15 protein-coding genes and 2 pseudogenes are annotated in these 25,030 nt (G+C 30.3%); 1 reads left to right on the forward strand and 16 read right to left on the reverse strand.

Going from position 1 to position 25,030, the window contains the following annotated elements:
- Positions 1-15: 15 nt before the first annotated feature.
- The 14 genes and pseudogenes from AB8B22_RS05935 to AB8B22_RS06000 form a co-directional block, all read right to left on the reverse strand.
- A pseudogene (locus tag AB8B22_RS05935) lies at positions 16-701 on the reverse strand (hypothetical protein).
- Entirely contained in the window at positions 689-3,793 is a 3,105-nt protein-coding gene (locus tag AB8B22_RS05940) for a ribonucleotide reductase N-terminal alpha domain-containing protein (protein WP_369710432.1), read from the reverse strand. The pseudogene AB8B22_RS05935 and the gene AB8B22_RS05940 overlap by 13 nt, the downstream one beginning before the upstream one ends.
- A gap of 94 nt (positions 3,794-3,887) precedes the next feature.
- Entirely contained in the window at positions 3,888-4,259 is a 372-nt protein-coding gene (gene nrdI, locus AB8B22_RS05945) for a class Ib ribonucleoside-diphosphate reductase assembly flavoprotein NrdI (RefSeq protein ID WP_369710433.1), read from the reverse strand.
- Between the two features lie 11 nt (positions 4,260-4,270).
- Positions 4,271-4,510, reverse strand: a complete 240-nt coding sequence (locus AB8B22_RS05950) for a thioredoxin family protein (RefSeq protein ID WP_094080575.1) — start codon at positions 4,508-4,510, stop codon at positions 4,271-4,273.
- 330 nt (positions 4,511-4,840) lie between these two features.
- Complete coding sequence (rlmD, locus tag AB8B22_RS05955; RefSeq protein WP_369710434.1) at positions 4,841-6,277, reverse strand: 23S rRNA (uracil(1939)-C(5))-methyltransferase RlmD; 1,437 nt, start codon at positions 6,275-6,277, stop codon at positions 4,841-4,843.
- Positions 6,278-6,396: 119 nt separating this feature from the next.
- Entirely contained in the window at positions 6,397-7,545 is a 1,149-nt protein-coding gene (locus AB8B22_RS05960; protein WP_369710435.1) for a pyridoxal phosphate-dependent aminotransferase, read from the reverse strand.
- A gap of 159 nt (positions 7,546-7,704) precedes the next feature.
- Positions 7,705-8,499: pseudogene (locus AB8B22_RS05965) on the reverse strand (glycosyltransferase); the annotation flags it as partial.
- A 113-nt stretch (positions 8,500-8,612) separates the two neighbouring features.
- Positions 8,613-10,019, reverse strand: coding sequence for an O-antigen polysaccharide polymerase Wzy (wzy, locus tag AB8B22_RS05970; RefSeq protein ID WP_314081300.1), 1,407 nt, complete (start codon positions 10,017-10,019; stop codon positions 8,613-8,615).
- 117 nt (positions 10,020-10,136) lie between these two features.
- Positions 10,137-11,015, reverse strand: coding sequence for a glycosyltransferase family 2 protein (locus tag AB8B22_RS05975; RefSeq protein WP_369710436.1), 879 nt, complete (start codon positions 11,013-11,015; stop codon positions 10,137-10,139).
- 18 nt (positions 11,016-11,033) lie between these two features.
- Positions 11,034-12,482 (reverse strand): lipopolysaccharide biosynthesis protein, encoded by a 1,449-nt coding sequence (locus AB8B22_RS05980; protein ID WP_369710437.1) that lies wholly within the window; start codon positions 12,480-12,482, stop codon positions 11,034-11,036.
- Between the two features lie 67 nt (positions 12,483-12,549).
- A complete protein-coding gene (locus AB8B22_RS05985; RefSeq protein WP_369710438.1) occupies positions 12,550-13,539 on the reverse strand; it encodes a KpsF/GutQ family sugar-phosphate isomerase in 990 nt (329 codons plus the stop codon).
- A gap of 15 nt (positions 13,540-13,554) precedes the next feature.
- Positions 13,555-14,658 (reverse strand): mannose-1-phosphate guanylyltransferase, encoded by a 1,104-nt coding sequence (locus AB8B22_RS05990; protein WP_369711932.1) that lies wholly within the window; start codon positions 14,656-14,658, stop codon positions 13,555-13,557.
- A gap of 196 nt (positions 14,659-14,854) precedes the next feature.
- The gene (locus tag AB8B22_RS05995; protein WP_369710439.1) at positions 14,855-21,238 is read right to left on the reverse strand and encodes an autotransporter-associated N-terminal domain-containing protein; all 6,384 of its coding nucleotides are present in this window, start codon (positions 21,236-21,238) and stop codon (positions 14,855-14,857) included.
- A 249-nt stretch (positions 21,239-21,487) separates the two neighbouring features.
- Complete coding sequence (locus AB8B22_RS06000; protein ID WP_369710440.1) at positions 21,488-22,627, reverse strand: S1C family serine protease; 1,140 nt, start codon at positions 22,625-22,627, stop codon at positions 21,488-21,490.
- 294 nt (positions 22,628-22,921) lie between these two features.
- Here AB8B22_RS06000 and AB8B22_RS06005 point away from each other — a divergent pair, with 294 nt between their 5' ends.
- Positions 22,922-23,869, forward strand: coding sequence for an ROK family protein (locus AB8B22_RS06005; protein ID WP_094080320.1), 948 nt, complete (start codon positions 22,922-22,924; stop codon positions 23,867-23,869).
- A gap of 52 nt (positions 23,870-23,921) precedes the next feature.
- Here the strand turns inward: AB8B22_RS06005 and AB8B22_RS06010 are convergent, their stop codons facing one another.
- A complete protein-coding gene (locus tag AB8B22_RS06010; RefSeq protein ID WP_094080319.1) occupies positions 23,922-24,206 on the reverse strand; it encodes a PepSY domain-containing protein in 285 nt (94 codons plus the stop codon).
- A gap of 30 nt (positions 24,207-24,236) precedes the next feature.
- Positions 24,237-24,944, reverse strand: a complete 708-nt coding sequence (locus tag AB8B22_RS06015; RefSeq protein ID WP_172826470.1) for a UTRA domain-containing protein — start codon at positions 24,942-24,944, stop codon at positions 24,237-24,239.
- Between the last annotated feature and the right edge of the window lie 86 nt (positions 24,945-25,030).

Raw genomic sequence — 25,030 nt, forward strand, 5'->3', positions numbered from 1 at the left:
TTCTCCCTAGTTTTGTTATAAAATATATTTTGAGTGTTCGCTTATTTTTTCAGTTTTATTTAATAAGTCAAAAGTCTCTTTTTTTATTTCATTTCCTTTAGCTAAACATAAATAATCAGATCTTTTTAAATACTCTAATATTTTATTTTCTGATTCTTTATCTAATTCTATTTGAATAATATCAAATATTTTTAATTCCTTTCTTTCAAAATGTTTTGAATACTTTATTCCCAAATCTATAGTTCTTATAAAATCAAAATTAATTTTAACATTTTCAGGTAAAATATCTTTCTTTATAATTTCTTCTTCAAATTCTCTTTTATAATCACATTCTCTATTTTTTTACTATTAAACCATTTTTTAAACTCAGAAATATATTTTCGTTTTATTATTATCCTAATATCATTTTTTTCATAAAAATTTTCTGTTTCCTCTTCTCTTGCTTCCCATTCATTCATTTTTGATTTAAAACTATTTTTATATTTGTAAACTCCACCTATTGGTTGATATTGAGAAATTTTATTTCCTTTTACCAATAAATATTTATTTTCTATTTTTATTCTAAATAAATAGGCTGCTGAAACTCTAATCTCTTCATTTTTAAATAAGATCTCTTTCATTTTATCCAATATTTTTTCTATTTTTTTCGAAAAATCCATAATACTATATATTATATTTATTACTTTTCCTAAACTGAACATGAAATACACTCCTCAATAGTTGCCTTCCTAGTCCGAGTATAATAAAGCGACTTCAACCCCAGCCTATGTGCATAAATATAAAGTCTAGCCAAATCTCTTGTGCTGTCCGTACTCTTTGTATACAAAATAGTCGAGATTCCTTGATCTACGTGTCTTTGGATTACAGAAATTAGTTTCAAGATATTTTTTTGATCCATATCGTATGCTGACTTATAGAAGAAGTAGTTGTCGTTTGTCAGGTACGGCATTGGGTAGAAAGTTGTACTGTCTCCGTATTCTCTTACTTCGATTGTGTCAACTACTGGCATTACTGAGGCTGTTGAGTTCATAATGTATGATGTTGATTGGTTTGGAGCTATTGCCATTCTGTAGGCATTGTAGATTCCGTGTTTCATTACTTGCTCTTTTAGGTTTGCCCAGTCTCCTTTTGTTGGGATGTAGATTCCTTCAAATAGTGATTTTACTTTTTCTGTTTGAGGTATGTATTCTTTTGTTACATATTTATTGAAGTAATTTCCGTTGGCATATTCAGATTTTTCAAAATCTTTGAATGTTTCTCCTCTTTCTTTTGCGATTTCCATTGATCTTTCCAATGAATAAAAATTAACCATCATAAAGAATACATTACAGAAATCAAGTGCTTCTTTGCTTTCATACATAATAAAGTTTTTAGCTAAAAATCCGTGTAAATTCATTGCTCCAAGTCCTACAGAATGTAATTCCTCATTTGCTTTTTTTATTGTTGGAACAACATCAATGTTTGTTAAATCTGAAACCATTGTAAGTGAATCAATTGCAGCTTTTGTAGCTTCTTTTATTCTCTTATTTTCCATTACAGTTGCAATATTTAACGAACCTAAGTTACATGATATTCCTCTTCTTATCGTATCTTCTTCATAATAAGCATTAATATCTGAAACTTCTGATAATTGCATTATTTCAGTACAGTTCCCTAAAAGCATTCCGTTGAACATTCCCATATGTCTTTTTTCTTCAGTAAAGCAATATGTATCGTAAACTCCATCAATTTCTTCTACAGCAGTTATTTTTTCAAAAGCACAAGCATCTCTATTTGGAGTATGTTCCAAATCAAATTTCAATCTAAATGTTTCAAATCCTAACTCCACAAGTTTTTGTAAGTTTTTATGCGTTATAAGCAATCTGTATAATGGCTTACATTCAAATTTCCCATATTCTCCAGTTCCATTATTTAATGGCAGTTCTCTAATTTCAGCATCTCGCATTTTGTTTATTTTTGAATAAACACCAATTTCTTGAAGCAATAATCTAATATTAGAAAGGAATTCCAAATTTGTTGAAGCTATTTGTAATGAATTATTTCCATTATTTTTTGAAACAGTGCCATCTGCATCTGCCAATCCGCTTAACCATTTAACAATACTTGAAATTTCATAGTTAAAAGGTACAAAAAATTTATCTTTCAGTCCCTTACAATAATTCAAAATTATTCTATCTTCATTTTCTGATTTACTGTATTCTAAATTATCAAATTTATCTAAAAGTTCTTTTTTTTCTCCATACAAATAAATCATTTTATTTGTAAGATTTTTTCTATCTTTCACATCATATTCACAACCATCACCTGAATAAAATCCATTTGCATAAGCATTTTCAAGTATTTCACGATTTTCATTTTCATACTTTGGCAAATCAAATTTTATAAGTCTATCTCCAACTTTAAGTTCATGTGCTCTTTTTTCAACAACTTTTTCATTTTCATCTTTGATATAAAATTTGTGATACGGTGTTACATCTACAGTTTGAAAATTATCTGTACTAACTTTTAATAACTTTTGGTCAGTTCCTGTTTTAATAACTGTAGTTTTACTCCATTCTTCTCCATTCCAAACATGAACTTTTTCATTTTCATGCTGTCCAATTTCTGTATAACCGTATTCTTTTGTTAAAATTTTTGTATACGGAGCAACACACAAATTTGAGAATTTAACTGATCCAATCTCTTTCAAAGCATGTTCCTTATTTGCGTTATCTTTAAAAAAAATATACGGATAACCACTCTCTTTTTGAGATTGTGAAATTTTTACTAAAATTTCTCTTGCATCGACTTTTTTCTTTTTGACATTTGGATTATCGATTAATTTTTCATACATTTCGTTCATATCCATCTCATCTAAATATTTTCCATATTCCAAAAATACTGTATGCGGATTAAATGTGTAGCAAACTTCACCTTCTTTAGCAAGTTCTAAAAATTTATCTGGAATTATTACTCCTGTTGAAAGTGATTTTATTCTCACTTTTTCATCGACATTTATCTTTTTACAGTCCAAAAATTCATTTATATCCGAATGGAAAACATTTAAATAAACAGCTCCTGCTCCTGCTCTTTGTCCCAATTGATTTGCATAAGAAAAAATATCCTCTAAAATCTTCATAATCGGCAAAACTCCAGAAGCTCTTCCTTCCACACCTTTTATCGCTTCTCCTCTTGCTCTTATTTTCGACAAGTTAATTGAAACTCCTCCTCCAAGTGAAGAAAGTTTCATTGAAGAGTCAAAAACGTATCCAATTCCGCTCAAATTATCTCCCATTTCATCTAAAAAGCAAGAAACAAGTTCTCCAGCTCTTTTTTTCCCAGAGTTTAAAAATGTCGGCGTTGCTGGCTGATATTCCTGATTTATTAACATAAGTGCATATTCTTTTGCTTTTTCCACATCTCCTTGTGCTAAGAATAGCGAAACGATTGCAATTCTGTCTTCATATCTCTCTAAAAATTTTTGTTCCGTGTCATCTTTTAACGCATAGCTTTGATAAAATTTTGAAGCGCTCATAAATGATGCAAATCTAAATTTTTTGTCATAGACCAGTTTAAAGACTTCCTTAATTTCATCATGCGAGTACATTTTGTAAAAATCAATATAATAATCGTTTTTTATTAAATATCTCATTTTTTCTTCCAAATTATGAAAAAAAACTGTATTTTTGTTGACATAATCCACAAAATATGAATAAACCGCTTCTTTGTCTTTTTCCAGCTGAAAATCTTCCCCTTTTTTAATCATTATTTCATTATTTAGATAAATCCATTTTTTTGCTCTGTTATCTACCATTATTTATTTTTCTCGCTTTCTTTTTTATTTTGTAAAATTTATAACTTTGTAAATCTTTCCCAGAAAAACTTTTAAATTTTAAAGTAAAGTTTTTTTATTTATTATTTTTTTCAACATAATCAATAAAATGTTTAACTTCTCTGTTTGTTCCAGATAATTCAAATTTCATACAAACTGGGATATTATATTTTTCTTTTATTTTATCTGCTGCAACAGCAAAATACACTCCCCAGTTCATATTTCCACTGGAGCTTATCGACTTTATACATTTACTGTTCTTTTCCAAAAATCTAGCTGTAGTTTCTGGAACTTCACCTATTTTTGTCGTAAATGTAACAAAATGCCCATCTTTTTTGACTTCCAAATCAGAACTAATTTTAATAATTTCCCAGTTTGGTCTTTCGCCTTTTATTTTTTCCATAAATCTTTGAACATTTCCAGTTTTTGAGTCATAATATATAACCATAAGATTCTCCTCTACAATTCCGAAGCCATTTCGTTTAATTCTTCCATTTTGAATCCCATAACTCTTTTTACTTCAGCGTCATTTTCCATCAAAATCACAGTTGGAACTGTTCTCACCCTAAACTTCATAGCCATTTCTGGATTGTCAAAAGCATTTATTCTTTCATATTTTACACCTTTTTTATCTAAAAACTTCGACACCATCGCACATGGATTGCAGTCATTTTTTTCAAATTTAATTATTTTTTTCATATTTCATTCTCCTTTTCTTATTTTTAAGTTTAATATTTAATTTCAAACTAAAAAACACAATATATTGTGTTTTCTTTTTAAAAAAATTCATATATGTAGTGTATCTTATTTTTTAAAATTTTTCAATAAGATTATTTTTAAAATTAAATTAAGAAGTTTGCCAATTGTCTTAAATAAAGATTTTTTTTAATATATATATTTTATATATTTTTGAAATAAATTTTTGATAATTTAACTAATGAATTAATGTTTATAATTTTATCAAGCATTTTTATAAAAAACAAATTAAAAAAAGAGAAAATCAATTAAAATCTTCTCCCTATTAATATTTTATTTTTCAATCTTTCTCAACCTTGATACAACTTCCATATGCTGTGTAACTGGAAACATATCAACTGTAGCTATTTTTACCAGCTCATACCCATTTTCCTGCAAAACCTTCAAATCAATATTAAATGTTTTTGGATTGCAAGACACATAAATTATATCCTTCACATCATATTTTAGCAATTTATTAAGCGTCTTTTCTCCAACACCTGCACGAGGTGGATCTAAAATTATAATATCTGGCTTGATTCCATTTTTATCAAACTCATCTAATTTTTCAAAAACATCTCCTGCGATAAAATGAGCGTTTTCGATACCGTTCAATTTTGCATTTTCATTCGCCTTTTCAACAGCCTCTTCCACAAGCTCAATTCCATAAACTTGTTTTGCCTTTTTTGAAACAATTTGCCCAATTGTCCCTGTTCCGCTGAATAAATCAAATACAATTGAATTGTGAATATTTTCCCCTTCTATTTCATCCAAATAATCCAGCACTTTTTCATATAATTTTTCCACTGTTTTTGAATTTGTTTGAAAAAAACTATATGGACTAATTTTAAATTTTAATCCTAAAATTTCTTCTTCCAAATCTCTTTTTCCAAAAAGAATTTCCTCACTTTCAGAAACAACCGAATCAGAAAAATTGTCATTAAATGTATGTAAAATTCCTGTTATTTCAAATCCATTTTCAAGCTTCAAAGCCAACAATCCTTCAACTAAATCTTTTTGAAATTCCAATTTTTTCTCATCTTCAATTTGAGTTGTCGTAACCATATTTACCAAAATTTGTTTCGTAAAATCCACTTTTCTAATAACTAAATTTCTAAAAAAACCAATATGATCCAATCTGTGATAAAAATCCAGCCCTGTCGCTTTTGAAAATTCATTACAAAAAACATAAATTTTATTAAAGTTATCATCCATCAATTTCAATCCATCTACTTCAACAATATCATGAAAACTGTTTTGTTTATGAAGTCCCAAAATCATAGGCCCGTCTTTCATAGCATTTCCGTAACTAAATTCCATTTTATTTCGATATTTTTCCACTTCGACACTTCTAACCGGCTCTTCAAAAGTAAAATCATATTTTGCAATTTTCTTCACTTCTTTTTCAATGTTAGAATTTTTTATCGCAAGTTGCTCATCATATGAATAATACTGATAGTTACAACCACCATTTTGTCTAGCAATTTCGTCATAAATCGCATTTTTTCTACCTGCAAAATCAATAATTTCACATCGAATCAATTCATACTTTCTTCTTCTCTTCACAAAAATTCCTTCAACAATTTGTCCTTCAGCAGCATTTATATTTGGAAAAATCCTGTTTTCATCATCTCCATAAAAGCCGTATGCACGACCTTTCGTATTAAGTCCTGCTATTTTCAGCTGTATTTTATCACCTTTTTTTAAAATTTTTTTCTCTTTATTTTCCATTCCATCTCCATTTTCCCATAAAATTTTTTCACTTTAATTAAAAATAAATTTGGTAATCCCATCATTTATACAAGATTACCAAACAAATTTTCTGCAATTTTAAAAATTAATTTCTATTTTTATTTAGATTCGATATATTTTTTCAATCTTGCAATCGCTTCTTCCAATACAGGCAAGTCATGCACAATCGAAAATCTCACATATCCTTCCACTTGAAATGTAATTCCTGGAATTATTGCTAATTCAGTCTTTTCCAACAAATCCAAAATAAAATCAAAAGAACCTACATTTTTAAACTTATCAATTGTTTTGTATGTCGCAAATACATAAAATGCCCCTTTAGGTTTCAAGCACTTAAATCCTAATTTTTCCAATTCTTCCACAAAATAATAAACTCTTTTTTTATAAATTTCTGACAATTCAGTTGTATCTGAACAATAGTCGAGTGCAGCAATTGCTCCATATTGAGATAATGTAGAAGCACTTGTCACAGTATATTGACTTATTTTTTTTATTTGAGCCTGTAATTTTTCATTTGCAAGTGTATAACCAAGTCTATGTCCAGTCATTGAATGTGATTTTGAAAATCCATTTACAACGATTAACTGCTCTTTTAATTCATTGTAATATTTTGCAAAAGAAGTAAATTTTTCAAAAGCGATTGAAGCGTAAATTTCATCGCTTAACAAATAAATTTCTTTATCTTTCAAAAATTTCACTATTTTAATCATTTCTTCTTTCGGCAATGTAATTCCTGAAGGATTATTTGGATAAGTCAAAATTATTAATTTAGTTTTTGATGTAATATATTTTTCCAAGATTTTCTCAGTCAAAATAAAATTATTTTCTTCCAAATCCATAAAAATGGTTTTTGCTCTTGCAACCCTAATTAATGGCTCATATCCAACGTATGCTGGAGTTGGAATTAACACTTCGTCATCTTCTGCAAGAATTGTTTTAAGTGTAGAAGAAAGTCCTTCAGTCGAACCAACTGTAACTAAAACATTGTCTTTGTTGTAATTCCCTCCAAATTTTTCATTATAAAATTTTGCAATTTTTTCTCTTAATTCAGGCATTCCACCTACAGGTGAATATTTGATTGGGCTGTTTAAAGCATGATAAGCGATTGCTTCCTTTACTTTTTGCGGTGCATCCGTATCTGGCTCCCCAATTGTCATATTTATTACATTTTTATAAGCTGACAATCTTTCATGAATTTTTCTTATATCTGATATTTCTATTCCTTTTATTATTGGATCTATGTACATTTATTTACTTCCTTTCTTTTTATAAATTATTTGTTTTAGACTTTTAGACTTATTGTAACATATTTTATAATTGTTTTATAATTTTTTTAATGCCTTGGATAAAATAAAAATTATATTGATTTATATATTTTTTTGTTTTATTTAATATTTAATCTATTTTCATTTCTTCTCTTTCAAATAATACCTGGCAATTATCCGTATTTTTTTTACAATTTTTGGAATTCCTTTCAAATGTTTCGTTTCCAAAAAAAGACTTGCAGATAAGCTGCTCCAGCTGTCATTCCACCAATGAATCCCATAAGTTTCAAGTTTTATGCAATCTTTTGTGTATTTTTCGTGATAACCGTATGGATAAAAGTATTCTTTTGGAAAAATTACAATTTCTCCATCTTTTAAAATATTTTCTCTTTTTTCGCTCAAATTATATTTTTTCTCAAAAACATAAGTAAAAATCTTTGGAATTGTCCAAATAGGTTTTTCCCAAATGTCAGCTTCGTAAAACTCCATTATTTCTTTTAAAATTTCATTATGTTTCGTTGTTCCAAAAATACCTACACTTATATGTTTTTTGTCTTCGTAGCCAATAAAAAATTCCATTTTTTTTGAAATTTTATCTTTTTGATTTTGAAAAAAAGAAATTTTTTCTTCCAAAATTGGTGTCAAATTTTTTATTATTTCCATATCCGTGTCCACATAGATTCCTGAATTTTCATACATAAAATGAACTCTCATGTAATCTGAAACATACGCCCACAATTTTTTCTCATAACACTCACGAAAAAATCTGTTCTTTTTTAGATGTTTTTCCATATCAAAATTTTTCTCGTTAATCTCAATTATCTCAAAATCTGGTAAATTCTTTTTCCAAGATTCCAAGCATTTGTAAAAAATCTCTGGCTTTTTTGTATTTCCTATCCAGACATAATATATTTTTTTATCTATAATTTTTTTTCTGACATTTTTTCTCCTATTTTTAAATCAAATTATATTAAATTTTTAAATATTTTTATAATAAAAATTATTATTATTATTATTATTTTATAAAAAATTTTATAATTTTTTTATTTTTAAACTTTAATTCTCTCCAATTCCCTTTTTTTCTCAATTTGCTTATACATGTAGTCAATACTTGTAACAATTGCATAAACTGCCACTAATAGCGCCATATTTTTGATTAATCCATCTCCAAAGAATGAACCTCTTGGAATGTAAAATAAATTTGGGATGAAATAATAGCTTGTAAGCAATAAAAATCTGTTTTTTACAACATATTTTTCATATTTTATGATTGCGATTCCCAATAAAATTGAGATTATAATTAGCCAAATATATCCTAAATCGTACATTTCAGCGATGTAGTTTGAACCTATTCCTTCTCCTTTTAAATACGCTGTGGGATCTAGCTCGTATGTCAATCTGTCAGCTAATGAATTTGTCATGTAAAGCGTGTCCATTGACTGTGGCTTGAATCCAAAAAGTCCTTGTAAAATGTAAGGATATGGACCTGCACCCACGATTTTGCCTTTGAAATTGACTGTGTATCCTAAAACTAAGTAACTTACTCCTTGTGAGAATAAAAAGTTGCAGATTGAATTTATTAAGTCGAAACTGAATATTTTTTTACTTCTGAATGAGACCAGAAATTGGGAAAAAATTACTGTAAAAGCCGTTAATTTTACCATTGTCTTTGGTTTTATCTTTATTCCATAAACTTTTGCGTAATACCACATAACGAATAATAATTGAGTTAAGAAAATCGCTCTTGCTCCTTTGAATGAATCCAATAATTTTACCATTAAATAAAGTGCCGAAACGAATAAAAATTTCTTTTTTTTAGGAATGGAAATTAAAAATATTAAAAATCCGATTGTCATTATTGTTCCGCTTCCTTTTGTAAAAACGGGATATTCGACATTTTTTAAAATTCCTGTGTAATATGCTTCGTATCCAGCACTTAAAATTACTTTTAACTGAAGCAGCATCTTGTAAGCTAGAGCTGGTAATGAAATTATGAATAAGAACATTCCTAAATTTTCAAAAATGGGATTTTTTTGAAGTGTTACGCTGCTTTTTAACTCATAGATTTCTTCATTCATAATTCCAATAAAAAATCCTAGATGTGTAAATAGCAAAACTAATAAAAATATTGTTATAATTTCTATTCGGACATCGTAATAAAAGTAAAAATTGGCAAATTTTGTTGCCCAGCCGAATTCACGGTAATTTACAACATCTAAAAAAATTCTCGTAAAATTGAATAAAAATGTGGTGTACAAAAAAATCATATAGGAATTTAGCCAATCTAAATAAACTTTTGCTGTTAAGAATACATAAATATAGACAAACATAAGCAAAACTTCTAAAAATTTCATATCTGACTTTATGTTTTCAAAATGTACTGCCACTTTTAAAAATAACACAAAAGCTATTACAAATATATGAAATATTAAAAATAACAGTTTATCTCTTTTCATTTTTTTATTTTTCTCCTTTTTTTATTATTTTTATTTTATAAAAATTTATAAAATTTAATATTTGACAAGATGGCTTGACCCCTTGCTATTATTATAAATTTTAATAATTTTTCTTTTCTAAAAATTTTTTTTATCTTTCAACCACATAATAAATCCTAAAAAACTTCCCAAAACAAAAAATAACTTGCTGTTGCACTCTTTAAAAGATTTTAAGCAGCTATAATTTGAAAATCTGCAAAATTTGTAATAAACTGCGTTATTTAAAAACCTTTGCTTAAAAGATAATTTTTCAAAATTTATTTCGTTATGATAAAGCGCCTGTCCCTTTGGATTTTTTAGCAGCAAATTGTTATATTTTGCCGTTAGTCCATCTTTTTGATAATCTTTGACTTCAATTTTTTCATTGACATAAAGCATTTTATAATTTCTGCAAATTCTGTTATAAACGACAGCTTCAGTTATAAATTTTTCGCCGTCAAATACAGGAAACGGAAATTTTTTTATAATTTTTGTAAAAAATACAAGCCCTTTATCTCCTGTTACGCCGTATTTGTTATAAACTTCAAACTGTGTTGCAATTAATTCGTCTTTTGGAAAAGCGCTTCCTATAATTTTTCCGTTTGGATAAGTTGAAAGATAGCCCATTCCAGCTAAATTTTTGTTATTTTCATATTTTTTTAAATATTTTAAAATAATTTCAAGCCCATAATTTTTGTATTCATCGTCAGAATCAAGACAGATAAACAATTCTCCTTGTGCTTTTTCCAGCGCAAAGTTATACGCCCTCTGTTTTCCGCCATTTTCCTTAAAAAAATATTTTATGTCGAGTTTTTTTTCTTTTAAAAAATCTTTTACAAGTTCATTCGTTCCATCATTTGAGCCATCGTCGACAATCAGCCATTCAAAATCTTTGAAAGTCTGATTTTGCAATGAAACATATAATTTTTTTAGTAATTCTTTTCGGTTGTAAGTCGGCGTAAAAATTGTAAATTTCATAATTTTCTCCTATTTATTTCATCTTTTCACAAATTTTTTAAAAATATTTTTTATTTTTTCAGCAACTTCTTTATTAATAAGTATTTTTGCAATAATTCCCAAATAAACTATTTTTAACGCAAATTTCATCCACGAAACTTCATGATTTGACAGATAAAAAATCACTGGATTTAATAAAATTATCAAATAAAAAAACATTTTTTTGTAATTAAAAGAAATATGATATTTTCTTTTTATGACGACCATTTCGGCAACTGCTCTCAATAAAAATGCTAAAATTGTTGTCCACAATGCAATAAATACCCCATAACTTTTAAAATTTGGAATCAAAATTAAATTCCCAATTAAATTAAAAGCCATCGCAAAAACTGAAAAATAGAAAATATACATGCTGTCTTCATGAAAATGGAAAAAATAATCCAGACATACAAGCGCCTGTATCACAATTCCCGCAAGAACATACGGAATAAAGTCAATTGCAGCGGCATAACTTTTTGGAAAAATAAGTTTTATCGCTTCTGGCGCAAAAAGCTGCGCAATTACACATGCAAACGAAATTATTCCCAAAAATGTTTCAAGACTTTTTGTAATTTTGGGATTATTTCTATCAGTTTTCATTGCTTCATAAAACTCTGGAGTCCAGCTGTTTATAAACGAGCCAGTTATTACTGAAAGCGCCCTTCCACCAGTAAATGCAAGGCTGTAAGCTCCAACAATTGCAATTGGAATAAATTTTCCCAAAACGATTCTGTCGCTAAAATTTACAATTTGGTCAGTTAATTCAATGAAAATTAGTGGCAATCCATTTTTTAGTGAATAATTTACATATTCTTTCTTAAATTTAAAATTAAATTTTCCAAAATAATCTTTAAAGCAATAAATCAAAAGCAAAACTACAGCCGCAAAATTTGCAATTTGATTTCCAAGCGCTCCTAACTTCATATATTTTATAAAATATATCGCTAAGAAATAATTTGAAAAAAGTTTGATTAAACTTCCAAATGCAACTTTTCTGTACATCTTTTTCATTCTAAAAAGTGTTATTGCAAGTGTATTTAAAGCATTTACAAATCCTATTACAATTGTTAAAATAATCAGTGAATTGTAATCAATTTTATTTAAGTCAATTATATATGAAAATATTTTTTTTGAAAACGGCGTTATTAAAAATAAAAAAACTAATAAGTTAAAAACTATTATGACAAAAAACGAAGAAAACAAGAAACTTCCAAATTCTTTTGGATCATCTTTTAAATCCACATATTTTTTCATTTGCGCATTATAAATTCCAAGTCCTAAAAATACCGCAAAAAGCGTGGCAATTGGCTCTAACATTCCGACAATTCCATATTCTTCAACGGTCAAAAGCCTTGTGATTATCGGTAAAAATACAAGTGAACCCATTTTTGTGACAACATTTGAGAGCGTGTAGACAAGCGTTCCCTTTAATAAACTTTTATTATCCATCAATTTCCTTTCTCTTTTTCTTTCTCTATCTTTTCTATTTTTTTCTATTTTTTTTAATCCAATTTTCCTATTTTAACCCAACCAAATCGTGCACTCTAATAATTCCAATAACTTTTCCATCTTCCGTAACTGGAAGCACTCCAATTTCATTTTTTCTATTTTCCATAAGTTTCAACGCTTCCAGTGCCATCGCTTCTTTATGAATAAAAATAGGCGATTTTGTCATAATGTCCTTTGCCTTGTAGCCAAAAAATTTTTCTTTGTGCTGCAATGCTCGTCGTATATCTCCTTCTGTTATAATTCCTTTAAGTTTTCCATTAATTCTTCCATTTTCAGAAATGCAGACAGCTCCCATCTTCTTTTTTGTCAAAGTCATAATGACATTTTCTATCGGATCATCTTCACAAAGTACAGGTAATTCATCGCCAATGTGCATTAAATCTGACACATGCAACAAAAGTCTTTTTCCAAGACTTCCACCAGGATGATATTTTGCAAAATCATTTTTTGTGAAATTTCTAAGTTTCATAAGACTTGATGCTATTGCATCTCCCATGACAAGTGTTACAGTTGTCGAACTTGTCGGCGCTTGACCAATTGGGCACGCTTCCTTATCAACTCCGATATTTACTACAACTTCAGAATGTTTCGCAAGTGCTGAATTTTTATTTCCAGTAAGGCTGACAATTTTTGCTCCAATTTTTTTTATTGGATCCAAAATGCTCAAAACTTCATCTGAATTTCCGCTATTTGAAATTGCTATGACAATATCCCCACAGCTTATCATTCCCAAATCGCCGTGAAGCGCTTCTGCTGAATTTACAAAAATGGCACTTGTTCCAGTTGAAGCCAAAGTCGCAGCTATTTTTTCTCCAATTATTCCAGATTTTCCAATCCCTGTAATTACAACTTTATTTTTTTCTAAATTAAAAATCATATTCACAAGTTTTTCAAAATTTTCATCAACTTTATTTCTAACTTTTTTTAATTCGTCTATTTCAATTTCAAAAACTTTTTTTCCTTCATCAATAACATCAATTTTATTTTTATTTTTCATCTTTCTTAAACTTCCTTAACTTTTATTTTTTTCAATTTTATCCAGTATCTTTTTAATTTCCTGACTTTTATCCTTATGACAGACCAGAAGTGCATCTTTTGTATTTACAATAACAATATTTTCCAGTCCAATTGTTGCAATCATTTTATCATTTTCCTTGTTGATGATAATGTTTCCTTCAGAGTCAATTTTCTCAAATTTTTCAGATTTTACAACATTTCCCTTGTCATCTTTTGAAAAAATATCTCCCAGTGACTTAAAACTTCCAACATCATTCCAACCAATATTCACAGGAATCACGCTCACAGATTTTGTATGCTCCATCACGCCAAAGTCAATCGAGATTTTTTCAAAATTTTTAAATTCATCTCTGACATAACTACTCAATTTTTCTCCATGAAACTCTTTTAAATCAACTTTCTCAAGTAATTTTTCAATATTTTCCAAAACACTTTTGTGCGAATCCATATGTTTTTTTATCTCGCTCAAAATGAACTTCGTCTTCCAGACAAATATTCCGCTATTCCATAAAAAATTTCCCTGCTCAATATATTTTTCCGCAAGTTCCTTATTTGGCTTTTCCCTAAATCTCTTAACCTTGTATATGCAAAGTCCATCTTTTTTCTCGCAACTTTTATTTTTTTTCACATATTCAATATATCCGTACCCAGTTTCAGGATACGAAGGTCTTATTCCAAGCGTAATAATCCTGTCTTCCTTTGCCGCCTCAAATGCAAATTCAAGGCTTTTTAAAAATTCATCCTCCTTTTCAATCAAATGATCAGACGGCAACACAGCCATAATGCTATTTCCCATAATTTTGTCAATTATTTGCGAAGCATACCCAATACAAGCTGCAGTATCCCGTGCCATTGGCTCAAAAATAATATTCCTTACTGGTATTTGCGGCAACTCCTTTTTTACAATTTCCAAATAATTTATATTTGTTGAAATAAATATATTTTCACTTGGTATCAGTTTCAAAATTCTGTCAACTGTTTCTTTAATCATTGTCTTTTCCGACACCAAGTCCAAAAATTGCTTCGGCTTTTCATTAGTCGACAAGGGCCAAAATCTAGTACCACTTCCTCCCGCCATAATCAAGGCAACTCTATTAATTTTTTTCGTTTCCATTTTCAATTTTCTCCTAATTTTTTTTACTAAAATTGCACTTTAAGTATATCACAAATTACTGAGTTATTCCATCGTTTTTAAAAAATAAATTAACTGTAAAAAAATAAAAAAATAACTCAATATGAATTCTAAAATTTATAAAGAGTTATTTTTTTATTTTACTGTATTTTCAAAAATTTAACTAATAAATCAATCTAAATCCAAGTCCACCTCTTACATTTTCTCCCTTAGTGTCATATCCAGCATTTACTGTTACTCCGAATCTTGTGTTGTCAATTCCGACATTAAGGTCAAATTTACCGTTTCCTCGTCTATCTTCCTTTTCTCCTCTAACTCCAAACCAGTCGGCCTCTGTGTATCTTACTCTTGCCTTGTTCTTACCGTTTGCAACTCTTCCCAATTCATTTTCATACGCTGCTGCAAGTCCTACTGACAAGTTTGTTTTTAATGCCATTGGCTGTACATACTTAAATTCCAATCCAACTTCCGGTTTTACTGAGAAATAGTCGTTTCCGTCAACTTCTAGTCTGATTTCCCCTGAATCTTCTTTAATATCAGTAAATCTTCCATATTCCATCTTTAACGCTCCATATGGTCTTAGGTGTGCTCTTTCACTCAAACGGACATCATATCCCAAATCTGTCTTGAATGCCGCACCATATGATGTATAGTCAGCTTTTGCATTAAAGATGTCATCAACTACTAGGAATCTACGTTTCATTTCATTTCTTCCTGCAAATACATCTCCTGCTATTGTCCATCTAAGTGAACCATTATAATCTTTTGCTGGTGTCATTGTCTTGAATAATCCTGCTCTTACCATAGTTTGATTTTCTCTTGATTTTCCTATATCTTTGAATTTAAATCTGTTGTTTACTGCTCCTGCATACCATCCAGAAGAATTTCCCAATCTTACAGTTTCATCTTCATGAACGTAAGCCACACCGTAGGCGTTACTTGTATAATCAATTATTCCTGCTGTATCAGTCTTGTATTCATCTCTTTGACCAAATACTTTAATTTTGTTGCTTTGTTTAGATGAATTTTTCCAGTTATCATGCAAATAACTAAATTCCTTGTCCAAAGCATTTCCTGTGGAATTTATTCTCTGTTGAACATTTCCATATTGGTGCCCCATCATTTCGTCGAATGCTTGGTACAGTAATACTTCCTCGTTGTTTCCAATTCCATTCAATTTGCTGAATACCTGTCTTTCCCTAGTTCCTAAAGCTTCAACTCCGTATCTTTGCTCAAGCCCGTCTGCAAAGTTGTATGTATCTGTGCTGTCTACTGGCGTAGCCTGTTTTCCTGCCCATTCTGTATACGGTATTTTTGCCATATATAGGCTTGTTATTGAACCGTCATTCGGATCTAGTGTTGGAGTAGCTATCCAACTTATTGAACCTGAGTACACATTCCATTTAATGTTTGGATTGCTTAGCATTGCTGTTTTATACGGATTTATTATATTAGGATCGTTTACTAATATATATTTGCTGTTTGTTGACTCAGCCGCTTCATTACCAATAATTAAGTCTGCTTCACTTGTCAAGTTTTGCAATCCGTCTATTGATCTTGTGTAGTCAACTCCTGATGTATTTACATACAGTCCAATACTTGAAGCTGATACTGTTATCGGGTTTCTACCTTTTGTATTTACTACCACTGGTGTTTGCGGCACTCCATTTAGTGTGATTGTAGCAGTCTGAGCTCCTGCTGGTGCATCAATTGCTACTCCGCCTACTCCTTTTCCTGTTTCAGGCACTGTAAATTGGTATATTATGTTTCCGTCCACATCATTGTTATTTGTTTTAGAAGCACCATTTACTGTGATTGTTCCGTAGTTTGCTACTATTCCACCTTTCAAGTAAACTCCCACACCGTTCTTGGCATTTATGTTAATTGTTGCGCCTTTGTTATTTATCAGTTTAGAATCTTTTCCAAGATATACCCCTACTGCATTTGTGTAAGTTCCTGGACCAGTCGTAATTGATTTGTTATTAATTGCTGTCGCTCCATTGTCAACGTAGATACCTGTCGTGTTGCTTGCATTCAATACAATGTTTCCATCATTTGTCGCCGTACTTCCTGCTCCACTTGCATACATACCTATGCTGTGTTTTCCATTTACATTAATTGTTCCTTTATTTACAATGTTTCCTGTATCAGTTGTAGAATATCCTGCACCCATACCTATTGAGTAAAGGCTGTTTGCAACATCTGACTCTCCTACCGTAATTGTCGCATTATTTGTCGCAGTTCCACCTTTTATACTGTAAACTGCCACACTTCCTTTTCCGCTTGACAAATTAATATCTGCATTATTTGTTACTGTTCCTGCTGAATAGATTCCATAGTTCTGTTCTCCAGTAGAAGTTATTTTTGTAGAATTTGTCACAGTTCCTGCAGTATCATTTGAATACATGTACACATTGTTGTCTCCAAGCCCTACATTTGAAATGCTTGAAGTTATTGTATTCCCCGTTCCGACGTTTACAAATCCAAATGAGTTGTTTCCAATGTTGAATGCAGTTCCGCTGTTTGTAACAGTTTGTCCGCTTCCCACTGTGTAAACTCCAACTGCCTCATCTGTTCCAGTTGTAATTGTTCCTCCTGTTAAATTAACATTTCCGCTTTGAGAGTAAATTCCAATTGCAGCATTTCCTATCTTCAAGTCACCTGAATTTTCTACATTGTGTCCATATACTCCAATTGTATTGTTTCCAGATTCTATTTTTCCTGTATTTTGCAATGGTACACTATTATGATCTGTGTAAAGCCCGACATTAGGACTTGTAATTGAGGCTGAATCTCCCAATGTGATTGTTCCGCTGTTTTTAGCTGTATATCCTGGTGTTCCTGTTGCATAAACTGCTGTATTTCTGTCACCTGTCATTGTGATTTTTCCTGTATTTTCAAGCACTGTTCCTGAACCAAGTCCCGCATCTGGCTTGTAGGAAATCGCAACCGAATCATTTCCAGACGTTTCTATAGTTCCTGTATTTTTTATTGTCTGTGATGTGGAACCTTCTGAATACAGTCCTGTAGAATTAGAACCTATTGTGATCTTACCTGCATTTTCAATCAATGAATCATCAATACCATAAATAGCAGTTGATTTGTCACCAATTGTCATAACTCCTGTTGCCTTGTTGTATAATTCTCCAAACTTGGCATACATTCCTGTAGAACCTGCACCGCTCAAGTTAATTGTTCCTTCATTTGACAAGACAACATCATTTCTATGATATAAAACCTTATCATTTTCTTGTGCCATTGCAACCTGATCAGCCTTTGTTCCTGTGATAGTCTTAGTATTTGCATTTGTTATTGATGAATTTGAAATTTCAAGCTGGTTATATGCGTCAGTTGCATCATCTAAATTTACATCCTGGTTGATTGCAAGTTTGCTTAAATACAGCATGAATGTCTTATAGTCAGTTCCATTTATATGTGCACCTGTAGCAGTTGAAACTGTATTTCCAGTCGTATCAGACAGGTCCATCTTAACATTTTGTGCAATGAAAAGTCTTGAACCGCTGTTCATATTTAATGTTAAATGCCCTAAAGTTGTATTTGTTCCATCTCCAAAGTTATTCTTTGCCCAGTTTTCAATTTGAGATTTCCCAAAGTCTCCACCATTTCCTACATAAAGAAAAGCGTTACCTCTAGTATTAGGAGTTGTTCCACCTTCAACAGTTGCTGTCATAGTTCCATTTATTAAAACTTTTCCTTGGTTTGCATTATCTGACCCTGTATAGAACAGCAATGACTTTTGCCCTGTAGTTGCAGTTCCTGTTCCTGTCAATGTCAATGTAGAACCTTTTTCAGCATCATAGTTTACTGCTCCTTCGTAGGCTTTTACTGTGTGATTGTTAACATCTAATTTAGCATTTTCACCAGTATATAGTCCAACTGATTCTTGCCCTTTTATATTAATATCAGCATTAATCTTGTGAGTTCCATCACTTACAAGTTTTGAATCTTTACTTACAATAATACCATAAGAACCTTGTTTCTTCTTATTAGCACCTTCCATATATTCATAAACTCCAGCAGATGCTGATGTTCCATTATTTACAGTTACTGTACCATCATTTTCTACTGTTACTTCAGCCTTACCAGTATCATTATCTCCAACAATTATTCCTGAAACTCCATTTCCTGTAACTGATACATTTCCACCATACTTTAAAGAAGCTGGCATTCCAGTTGATAAACCATTAATCAATATACCTGTTGAGCTATCTCCGGACACAGTTATATTACTATTTGCTCCTAAAGTACCTTTTGGATTATATGTAGTTCCTGATAATTCATACTTATTCAAAAATACTCCAATATTTTTTGTAACTCCACTTCCAGTTACTGTTATTGTTCCATCATTATTAAGTACTCCACCTAAAGTAGACATTCCAATAGAATTTTTTACATCACCATTAGTTATTATCTTACCACCTGTTTTATTTGTAGCCGTAGATAATCTTGCCAATTGTCCAATTGCAAACTTCCCTTTTAAGCTAATTTCACCAGTAGTATCATTTATTACTTCAGCATTTAAACCAACAGCTTGAGTCCCTCCATGCCCAGTTCCATAATCAGCTCTCATTGCTACGTTCATAGGTTGATCTGTATCAACTTCAGCTATATCTGAATCTATTTGAATTTTACCTTTATTTGTCATATCTGAGTCTATATTAACAAACATTCCTAACGAATTTTGTACATTTTCAAGTTTAATAGTACCTAATGACTCATTTATAGCTTTTCCTCTATCCAAATTTACATTTGTTGTAACACTTGTATCCTCCATAAGTGCCATTGCTGCTGAATTATCTGCTTTAGCATTTACGTTTTTTCTTAAATTTATTTTTCCCTCATTAGTAAACGTTACAGCACTTGTAGTATGAGAACCTAGTTTCATACCATAACTTTCTTTTCCACTTAAATTAATTTCCCCCTTGTTAATCATAGGTCTATTTGATACTAATGTTGTAAGATAAGTATATAGTCCAATAGATCTTTCTCCTCTAAAATCTATCACTCCATTACTATCATTTAATATTTTACCACCTTGTACTTGATCTTCTTCTACTAATGCTATCCCCACTTTATATCCTACATAACCATCTTCATTTCTTTTTACATAATAATCCTCTGTAGGTCCATGTATTAATAACGAATCATTTACTCCATCCATATCTGTATCTGTATTATAGGTCATATTTTTTATCCAACCATCTTCTTTTTCTTTTTCATCTGTAATTTTTCCGTTATTTACTTGATCTGTATTCCAACCTTGAGATACTAATCCTAAAGTTAAGATTCCTCCCAAATTTACAGTTTTTCCGTTTGGAATTTCGTTTCTTACATTAGTTGAGCCGCTATTATCATTTTCAATAAATCTAGAACCACCCACAAAAAAATGTTGATGATTTTTATCTGTTGTACTATCGGAATTAGAAATTGCTCCAAATTCAGTATTATCTCCAAAGTTATATGAGTTAAAATAGTATTCATTTGCTGTGTTTCCAGCGGCTGTTGAAGCTCCCCAATGAAGACTACCATTTGTAGTAGCATTATATGGAATTGTTGTTCCTAAAGTAAAATCATTACGTGTATCCGAATACATTTTAAATGCGAGTCCAGCTTGTTCTTGTGGAAGTCCATATGGTAACCCTCCAGTTGGCCATGTATAGTGTAATATAGATTGTATGTTATATACAGCTTGATTTGTTGTATTTAAAGCAAAACTAGTATTTTGATTTTGTCTTGCCCTAGGACTACTATTGCACCCAACATTACAATCTGCTCCCAATACTATCGCAAATGTCGGCGGATTTGGAGTAAACGGATCTTTTGGAATACTAATAACTGGTTTTGGCGGTGTAAAACTAATTGCTTCTGGCAACGTAGGTGTAACCGCAGTCTTATCTGCTATTCTTATTGCTGATTTATTTATGCTTCTTGGACGTATCCCTGCGTTCACTTCAAATGGTACAATTGGCTCCTTAACAGGTTTGAAACTTCCTATACCGTATCCAGCGGCTGAACCCAAGGCAAAATTTGGTCTTCTGTTTCTGCTTAACAGTCCGTATTTGTCACTGTCTGGCGAAACTGATCTCTCGTAAATGTCCAAACTTCTCTGATAAACTCCTTCATAAGGATATTTTGCCTTTTTATCTCCACGACCTTTATAAGTTCCTTGCCAGTCGTTATACACATAATTCATTCCATATTGCCAAGAGCTCCAAGGTGATTTAACTACGTGATCTCCCTGTTCCATTAATTGAATTAATTCCAAATTTGTATTTCTTAGAAGTTTATTATTTTCTTGTCTTGCTCGCTTAAAGTCTCTTTTAAGTTGCATAACCGACGTGTTTATCGCTTGCGTCTGCACTTTTATTTCATCCGGAGCTGAATAAAGATTAAATGAAATACCGCTGATTGCTATCATTCCAGTAAGTAAAAATGTAATAAGTGCTGAATCGGTATATTTAAAATCTTTAACTCTTTTTGCAAAAGATTTTAATTGTTTTTTTATTTCCTTTAAGTTACTAGTCATAACTGTACCTCACTTTTTTTTAAATAAAAATCAAAAAAATATTTAAAAATAGTTTTAAGATGAGTAAATAAGTGATAATTTATTAATAATTTTTTTAATTTTTAATTTTAATTTTAATTTGTTTTTTTCATCACTTGTATTATACCTTTTTTTATATAAAAATCAAGAATTATTTTAGTATTTTCAAACTTTTTTAAATAAATAAAAAAATTCCTTCAATTTTGAGAGAATCTTTTTTTATTTTTCAAATTATCTTCTTCGAGTATTTGTCTGTTGATTAGAATAACTAAATGATTCCAATTTCATCGATATATTTTTTTCTTTTCCACCTGAGAAAACTTTTAAATTTACAGTTTCCCCTACTTTTTTAGCTGCCAATTCTCCAATAAACGCTCCCGCAGAAGTCACTGTTTTTCCATTTATTTCAAGAATGACGTCCCCCACTTTTAGTCCATATTTTGCAGCCGGAGAACCTGAATAAACCTGCTGAACCATGATTCCTGTTGAATATGGAATATTTCTTTGTTTTTTTATTTCCTGTGTCAAATCTAGCACAGAAATTCCAATATAAGGTCTTTCATATCTTCCAGATTTTAGGATTGAATCTCTTACATTTGATGCAAGGTTTGATGGAATCGCAAAACTAAGTCCAACACTTCCACCATTTGTTGAATAAATTGCCGTATTTACTCCAATTACATCTCCATTGATGTTAAGCAGAGGACCTCCACTATTTCCTTGGTTAATTGCAGCATCTGTCTGGATAAAGTTTTCGACTTGCTCAATTCCAAGTGAACTTCTTCCAGATGCACCAATCACTCCAACTGTCATCGAACTGTTTAATCCTAAAGGATTTCCGAACGCAATAGCCCAGTGTCCTATTTTTATATTGTCTGAATTTGCAAATTTAAGCGGTTTAAATGTTCTATTTGCCATAACTTTCAATATGGCGATGTCAACTTCTGGAGAAGTTCCCACAAGTTTTGCCAAATATTCTTGTCCATCTGACATTTTTACATAAATTTCATCCGCACCATTGATAACATGGTTATTTGTCATAATATAACCATCACTTGAAATAATAAATCCTGATCCCAAACTTCCTGTTTCTTTTTTTTCACGTCTTCTTCCTGAAGTTCCAAACAAGAAAGCTTCTAACGGATTATAAGTTTCCACCACGATTGTCGATTTTGTTCTAATATTTACAACCGAATCTTTTGCTTTGTCATAAACAGCTGCAAATGCATCTTGCGCTCTGTACATGTCACTAGATACATTCGTATTTTGAACAACTTGTTTATTTTGCAAAACTGATGTTTCTGCCATAGTTGTTCCACTAGCAAGAGCTGCCGCTAAAAATGATGACGTTAATATATTTTTAAATTTCATTCTTTTAAGTCCTTTCAATAATTTTGAATAATTTTTTATTTTTTATTATACTATTTTTCTCTTAGAAATTCCAATATTTTTATTTTTTTTTACCTTAATTTACTCAGTTTAAAATTCTAATCTAACTATTCATCTTTGGAAAAAAAGTCTATATTTTTCATTTTTAAAAGTATTTTACAATTAAAAAAATAATTGAATAAAAAGTTAATAATTTTTAGACTTGCAAATCAAAAAAAAATGAGGTAAACTATAAGTAAAGTAAATTATTTAATAAAAATTTGAGGAGAAGAAAATATGAAATATTATGTTGGAATTGATTTAGGTGGAACTAACACAAAATTAGGTTTAGTTGATGAAAGTGGAAATATCATTTTTACCACAATCGCAAAAACAGATTCCATTGAAGGTTTCTCAGAAACAATAAAAAGACTTTCAAATATTTTAAAAGCACAAATTGAAACTAGTAATGTCAGTTTTAGTGACGTAAAATCAGTTGGAATTGGTGTTCCCGGACCCGTGTTAAACAATAGGATAGTAAAATTCTGGGCAAATTTTCCATGGAAAAACGGTGTTGACTTGGCACTTGAATTTGAAAAAAATCTTGGAATTCCAGTGAAGGCTGACAACGATGTAAATGTCATAACACTAGGTGAGATGTGGCAAGGTGCTGGACAAGGCTATAAAAATGTTTTAGGGCTAGCTATTGGAACTGGAATCGGTGGCGGAATTATCGTAGATGGCAAACTTATAAGCGGACTAAATGGTGCTGGTGGAGAAGTTGGACATATAAAAATTGAACATAATGGAAAATTATGCGGTTGCGGACAAAAAGGCTGTTGGGAAGCCTATGCTTCAGCTACGGGAATAATCCGTGAGGCTCAAAGCCGTCTTGCAGTGAATAAACAGAATCTGCTGTACAAAATGACAAAGGGAAGAGATTTAGAAGCAAAAGATGTATTTGACGCTGCAAAACAAGGTGATAAATTTTCACTTGGCATTGTCGACTATGAAGCAGAAAAATTAGCACTTGGAATTGGTAATTTATTAAATATTTTGGATCCTGAAATTGTTGTAATTGGTGGTGGAGTTGCACTTAGTGGAGATTTCTTATTCGACAAAGTTAAAGAAAAAATAAAAGAAGTGGCTTTCCCTTCAACTCTTGAAACATTGAAAATCGTTACAGCAAAACTTGGAAATGATGCTGGAATTTTAGGAGCTGCATATTTAGGAATGCAAGGATAATTAAAAAAAACTCAAATTTCTACTCAGAGAAACTTGGGTTTTTTTATTTTTATTAATTTATCTTTATCTCATTTTCTTCCCACTCAATAATTTTTCCATTATAAGGATTAATCTTAAAATTGTAAGTCATATTTCGATATTTTACTTCACCTCTGTAAAAGTCATTTTCCTTGTCAAATTCCAAAATATTTGCAAATGTTGCGCCTGGAATTTTTGAAAGCACTATTTCTTTTACTTTTATCGGTGCAAGTTCCTTTTTATTAAAAATACTTGGTTTTGAAAAATTTAGTGAAGAAATAGATAAAAATATTATAACTAAACTTAAAAATTTTTTCATTTTGTCCTCCTAATTTTAAATTTTTTATAGTTATCTTTTTGCCATAGTTGAAAATACAAATTTATCAGGTTTATAAGAAGTTATACCATATTGAAACAACGTACCATTTGAAAGATAAACATAATTTTCTATTGAAACAACCATATTATAATCCCCTAAATCCAAATATTTTTTTTCATGGCAAGTTGCATTGCGAAATTTTATCTCCCTTCTAGAATGTGAAATTTTAAGTTGCAATTCATTTTCTAAATAATTGTAAATAGAATTTTGCACAATTTCCCTATTTAAAAATCTCACAATTCTCCTATCAAAATATGCAACTTCATACTCCAAGGATTCCCCATCTAAAACTCTGTTTCTCACAACCTTGTAAAAATCAATTTTTTCATCCACTCCAAAAATTTCCATAATTTCTTCTTCACCTTGTACTACATAAAGACTTATAACATTTGTTTTTATGTCAATTTTTTCAATTTTATTTAATTCTTGTGAAGTCTGCAAATTCGACAGACTATTTTTAAATCGCCCATACTCCAAAACACGAGAATTTTTTCCTTTTATTTTTTGAATGTAACCGTCAAATTCAAGCATTGAAAGTGCCTTTCTTATTGTATCTTTGGAATATGAATAACTTTTTGCAAGTTCCATTTCGCTTTTCAGAAATTCTCCCGACTTAAAAGTTCCATCTATAATTTTTCCTTTTATATCCAAATAAACTTTTTTATATTTTCTTTGCAAAATTTCCCTCCTTAAAAAGTTTTTACACAAAGAAATGGCAACTAAAAAAATTACCATTTCAAAATTTTATTTTTACGTCACTTTCA

Source organism: Leptotrichia rugosa, assembly GCF_041200005.1.
In the GTDB taxonomy this organism is placed as follows: domain Bacteria; phylum Fusobacteriota; class Fusobacteriia; order Fusobacteriales; family Leptotrichiaceae; genus Leptotrichia; species Leptotrichia rugosa.

Coding starts and splice junctions, on each gene's coding strand:
- AB8B22_RS05940 (WP_369710432.1), bottom strand. CDS start 3,793: ATGGTAGATAACAGAGCAAAAAAATGGATTTATCTAAATAATGAAATA.
- nrdI (WP_369710433.1), bottom strand. CDS start 4,259: ATGGTTATATATTATGACTCAAAAACTGGAAATGTTCAAAGATTTATG.
- AB8B22_RS05950 (WP_094080575.1), bottom strand. CDS start 4,510: ATGAAAAAAATAATTAAATTTGAAAAAAATGACTGCAATCCATGTGCG.
- rlmD (WP_369710434.1), bottom strand. CDS start 6,277: ATGGAAAATAAAGAGAAAAAAATTTTAAAAAAAGGTGATAAAATACAG.
- AB8B22_RS05960 (WP_369710435.1), bottom strand. CDS start 7,545: ATGTACATAGATCCAATAATAAAAGGAATAGAAATATCAGATATAAGA.
- wzy (WP_314081300.1), bottom strand. CDS start 10,019: ATGAAAAGAGATAAACTGTTATTTTTAATATTTCATATATTTGTAATA.
- AB8B22_RS05975 (WP_369710436.1), bottom strand. CDS start 11,015: ATGAAATTTACAATTTTTACGCCGACTTACAACCGAAAAGAATTACTA.
- AB8B22_RS05980 (WP_369710437.1), bottom strand. CDS start 12,482: ATGGATAATAAAAGTTTATTAAAGGGAACGCTTGTCTACACGCTCTCA.
- AB8B22_RS05985 (WP_369710438.1), bottom strand. CDS start 13,539: ATGAAAAATAAAAATAAAATTGATGTTATTGATGAAGGAAAAAAAGTT.
- AB8B22_RS05995 (WP_369710439.1), bottom strand. CDS start 21,238: ATGACTAGTAACTTAAAGGAAATAAAAAAACAATTAAAATCTTTTGCA.
- AB8B22_RS06000 (WP_369710440.1), bottom strand. CDS start 22,627: ATGAAATTTAAAAATATATTAACGTCATCATTTTTAGCGGCAGCTCTT.
- AB8B22_RS06005 (WP_094080320.1), top strand. CDS start 22,922: ATGAAATATTATGTTGGAATTGATTTAGGTGGAACTAACACAAAATTA.
- AB8B22_RS06010 (WP_094080319.1), bottom strand. CDS start 24,206: ATGAAAAAATTTTTAAGTTTAGTTATAATATTTTTATCTATTTCTTCA.